This is a genomic window from Eudoraea sp. (assembly GCF_049665975.1).
GTDB lineage: Bacteria > Bacteroidota > Bacteroidia > Flavobacteriales > Flavobacteriaceae > Eudoraea.
The window spans coordinates 1-5,110 of record NZ_JBATGR010000327.1 but is presented as its reverse complement, the minus strand read 5'-3'; the positions used below and the strand labels follow the sequence as shown (position 1 = coordinate 5,110).

Genomic DNA, 5,110 nt, shown 5'->3' with positions numbered 1-5,110 from the left:
CCCGTATCGCTAATCACATAAGGACCACCCCAGGGATAAGTTCCACTTTCGATTCCACCTCTGGCGGCATATTCCCATTCGGCTTCCGTAGGTAATCTGAATCCGTTAACAAATTGTTTGCCTCTGCTCTTCTGGTCATCATTTTTAAATTTCGTTCTCCAGTTACAAAAAGCCTGGGCTTGTTGCCATGAAACTCCAACAACCGGATACTCACTATAGGCATCGTGCCAGAAATAGTCATTATGCATTGGTTCATTATACGAGTACTGAAAATCTCTTATCCAAACCGTCGTATCCGGATAGATCTCCAATTCCTCATGTCTAATAAAATCTTTTCTTCTGGAATCTCTTGAACGTGCAGCTGACTCAATGTCCATCCAGTTGTAACTGTATTTAATTTTTGTGACATCTACAGTGCGTTGACCATTATAGGATTCCTCTTCAGGAATATATATTGAATCCATTATTTCTGTATAGTATTCATCAGGATATTCCGAAGTGTCCCAGACTAAATCCTGATCTCTATTCAGAGCTCTTCCTTCATAACCAGTCTCGCCCATCCCGGAATAATTATCCAGCATGTACTTATCATAGGTAGACATATTGGTAGTATCCGCATCCTTAAATGCATATTCTCCAATACCTTCATCCTCCGGGCCCATTCCTAGTTCATCAGCCAGGATGGCCAGCTTAGTTCTTACAATGGAATCTTTCACCCATTCTACAAACTGGCGATATTCGCTGTTAGTTATTTCCGTATCATCCATGTAGAATGATCTTACGGTTACAGTTTTGGTTGGCGCATTAAGAACCTTTCCTACATCTTCCTCACTTTTACCCATGATAAATGCTCCTCTTGGGATAAGTTCCATTCCATAAGGTTTTTCCGGATACCACTTTTTACCCTGGACTCCGACTAGTTCTCCTTTTGTCTTAGACCCACAACTAGTGAGCAAAAAAACAAACGCTATAGATAATAACAATAGCTTCTTCATACTTTAGGTTAAATTTCGATTAAGACTATAAACAGTATTCACAATTATTATTCTCTAAAACTGTATTTTAAATAATTTATTGTATAAAACTGCCTATCCTTTAAAATAATTTATTGTTAGTTAAAACCTTTCTTATAGGCTTTAAACCACCTTTCGGGAATATTTTGGTTACATGCGTCTAAATAGTCCTGTTCAGTGCATGGTAATAACGCAGGTGAATTTATTTTATTATGTGAAGATAAAATTGATGGGATCTCAACCCACCATCTTTCGGTAAGTAAACTTTTATAAAAAATTAATTGTTCGGTTTCTGTAGGTACATTAAACTTATTAAAATCTTTGTTTTTAGCACTCGGCAATTCTTTTATTCTAAAATTATATCCTTCTATAAAATACCATATAATCTGTGAAATTAATTGAAAAGATTGTACCGTATTCTCGCTTTCATATATTCCAAATATGGCTACATTATCACTCATACCGGCATATCTGGCTATTGCACAAATTTCTCTTCCATTAAAACCATTTGGTGAAAAATTCTTAGACCCGTCTATCTCGCCTGCTTTTATAGCCCTGGCATCCAGACTTACAATATGTGCGTTTCTCAATACGGGTTCTGCCAGGGAAATGTCTGAGGTTATTTCTCCCAGTCTGTACGCATCGAAAAACAAACGGTCCATAAGATCTATTTCTTCCTGTGCATTAAAATAGCTTTGATAACCAATATTTGAAAAGTTGAAAAGATTGTTGGGCTTATCTGTAATTATTTTACTCATATAGGAATGCGAAGAAATAAGTTCCTCATCTGCCCCGAAATCAAATCTGCTATCTATTGACACCAGATTTACCATATCCCTAATTTTATCAAATGCCCTATAAGAAGGATAAGTAATATCCTGAGTGGCCCCAATTATAATCGGAATCACATTTTCTTCAAGTAATTCAGCTACAATCTCCTTTACCACAAAATAAGTGTCCTCGACTGATTCTCCTTCTTCTATATCCCCCAGGTCGACAAAGACTGAATTCCAATTACCCATCATTAGCTTGTAAAGTTGTATTCTGATCTCAGTCGTATCTAGTCGCTCTGTTTTCTTTTCAAACGCATTTCTAGATTCCAGAACTCCAATTAAGGCAAAAGATGCATTGGCCAAGACAGGTAAACCTTTTTTCGCTGTATGCTTGTGAATATTCCTGCCAAGAGATTGTGGCGGTAATAACTCACAGTGGGCAAGGGCCATTTCATCAACAGGAAGCAAAAAATCGAACGCCATATTTGTACACTAATCTTAGGTTTTCTTAGTTTTCTTTTTGGGTTTTTTCTTTTCGAGTAATGCTTGTGCATCTTCTAAGGAGATATTTGCAGCATCAACTTCTTTAGCGAGCTCAACCTTGGTCTTGCCCTTAATAATTGTGTGCCTTCCCCATCGGGCCTTTTCAATCCTTATGCCTTCATCAGTCCATTCATTAATAAGCTTCTCTGCTTCTTTTTGTTTTTTAGCTTCTATCAACTCAGTAATATCAGCTTCCGAAAGATTATCAAAGTCATACTTTTTGTTTACGTTGATAAACATACCATCCCATTTGATAAAAGGTCCAAAACGACCCTTACCCTTCGTAACATCCTTATTTTCATATACTGCAATTGGAGCATCTGCTTTTTGCTTTTCGCGAATTAATTCTATTGCCCTTTCAAGGTCAACATCAAAAGCACTTTCGCCTTTATCCAGAGAGACAAATTTTTTGCCGAATCTGACATAAGGCCCAAATCTACCAACATTAGCCTCTACTTCCTCTCCTTCAAATACACCTAATTTTCTGGGAAGTTGGAAAAGTTCCATTGCTTCCTCATAAGTAATAGTATTAATGGATTGTTCCGGGAGTAAACTAGCAAATAATGGCTTGTCCTCTTCCTCAACGGTGCCAATTTGAACCATAGGGCCAAATCGTCCCAAACGAACAGCAACTTGTCTTCCCGATTTAGGGTCTTTACCAAGGACACGTTCTCCACTTGCACGTTCTGCGTTTTCTTCGACATCCAGTACTTTAGGGTGAAAGTCCTTATAAAAATCTTTCATTACCTTTTTCCAATCTTCCTGTCCTTCAGCAATTTCGTCAAAATCTTTCTCCACTTTGGCCGTAAAGTTATAATCCAAAATATGCGCAAAATGATTTACTAAAAAATCATTGACAATCATCCCTATATCTGTGGGTACTAATTTACCTTTATCTGAACCAATTACTTCTGTAAGAGATTTTTCCTCAACTTTATCTGATTTCAAAATCAGTTGCGAATACTTTCGTTCTTCACCTTCAATACTTCCTTTTTCTACATAACCTCTGTTTTGAATAGTGGAGATTGTTGGGGCATAAGTTGAGGGTCTTCCAATACCCAGCTCCTCCAGTTTCTTTACCAAGGTAGCCTCTGTATATCTATACGGCGGTCTTGTGAACCGTTCCGTTGCCGTTATATAATTATAGAATAACTGATCGCCTGTTTTCATTGCCGGAAGCATACCTTCCTGCTCTTCAGCTATATCTTCTTCGTCTTTGCCTTCAAGGTAAACTTTTAAAAATCCATCAAATTTAATTACTTCCCCATTTGCAGTAAACTCTTCCTGATAAGCGTTCGATTTGATTTTTACATTTGTACGTTCTAATTGTGCATCGCTCATTTGTGATGCAAGCGTGCGCTTCCAAATCAATTCATATAATTTAGACTGATCTCTTTCCAGTGAGGGAGATTGCAAATTCATATCAGTGGGCCGTATGGCCTCATGTGCTTCCTGAGCTCCTTTAGATTTGCCTTTATAATTTCTGACTTTACTATACTGTTCACCATAATTCTGAATAATAGTGTCTTTAGCAGCCCCTATTGCTTCTCCAGATAAATTTACGCTGTCTGTCCTCATGTAAGTAATCAGACCAGCTTCATATAGACGCTGGGCAACCTGCATAGTGCGGGCTACTGAAAAATATAATTTACGGGATGCCTCCTGTTGTAAAGTAGAAGTAGTAAATGGCGCGGCCGGTGACTTTTTTGCAAGTTTTTTATCCAGACTTGCAACATTAAATAAGGACCCCGCATTTTTATTTAAGAAAACCTGGGCCTCTTCTTTAGTTTTGAAGCTCTTTCCGAGTTTTGCCCCAAATACATTTCCTTTCTCCGTTTTAAATTCCGCCACTACCTTATAGGAAGCATCAGGTTTAAAAACATCAATGTCTCGTTCCCTTTCAACAATTAAACGAACAGCCACAGATTGCACCCTTCCGGCAGATAACCCGGGTTTAATTTTTTTCCAAAGAACAGGCGACAGCTCGTATCCAACCAATCTATCAAGAACTCTTCTTGCCTGCTGGGCGTTTACCAGGTTATAATTTATTTCTCTTGGGTTTTCAATTGCCTTCTGAATAGCCGACTTGGTAATGGAATTAAAAACAATACGTTTAGTTTTAGATTTATCAAGGTTCAGTGTCTCCGCCAAATGCCAGGAAATTGCTTCTCCTTCACGGTCTTCATCACTCGCCAGCCATATGGTATCTGCTTTTTTTGCAAGGTCTTTCAACTTTTTTACCAGGGCCTTCTTGTCTTCGTCAACAATATATTTAGGACTAAAGTCCTTCTCTACATCAACTCCTAATTCTTTGGAAGGAAGATCGGCTATATGGCCAAAACTAGATTCAACTTTATAATCTTTTCCTAGAAATTTTTCTATTGTTTTGGCCTTTGCAGGCGACTCTACGATTACTAAATTTTTAGCCATTCATCAGTTTTTGAAAAAACAAAAGTATGTCAAATTTTTTATTTGGTGTTTTTAGTCCATATCAAACTATAAAAAAAACATCCCAAAATACGGGATGTTTCCTATAAAAATTAAAAGAATTTAGTTCAGATTCATAGAACTTATCAGTTCTATATCATTATCTAAATATCTATACTGATACAAGATGTCATCACCTATCATTATCAAAGTTTCATTCATTGGAATAACATCAAAGGTGATATTATTCTCATAATGATTTAATAATACAAGATTTTCTATATCTGTTTTATCATAGATCTTAAGACCCGATTTTCCATCACAGATAAATAATTTGTTGTCTTTTATTCACAA

General features: G+C 37.0%; 3 protein-coding genes. All 3 read right to left on the bottom strand.

What is annotated here, in order from left to right:
* Positions 1-995: gliding motility lipoprotein GldK (gene gldK / locus WBN20_RS11390; protein WP_424281759.1), on the bottom strand; the 995-nt coding region annotated here is incomplete at its 3' end.
* Between the two features lie 116 nt (positions 996-1,111).
* On the bottom strand, positions 1,112-2,269 hold the full coding sequence (locus tag WBN20_RS11385; RefSeq protein ID WP_424281758.1) for a formimidoylglutamase: 1,158 nt from the start codon (positions 2,267-2,269) through the stop codon (positions 1,112-1,114).
* Positions 2,270-2,284: 15 nt separating this feature from the next.
* Positions 2,285-4,759, bottom strand: coding sequence for a type I DNA topoisomerase (gene topA / locus WBN20_RS11380; RefSeq protein WP_424281757.1), 2,475 nt, complete (start codon positions 4,757-4,759; stop codon positions 2,285-2,287).
* Between the last annotated feature and the right edge of the window lie 351 nt (positions 4,760-5,110).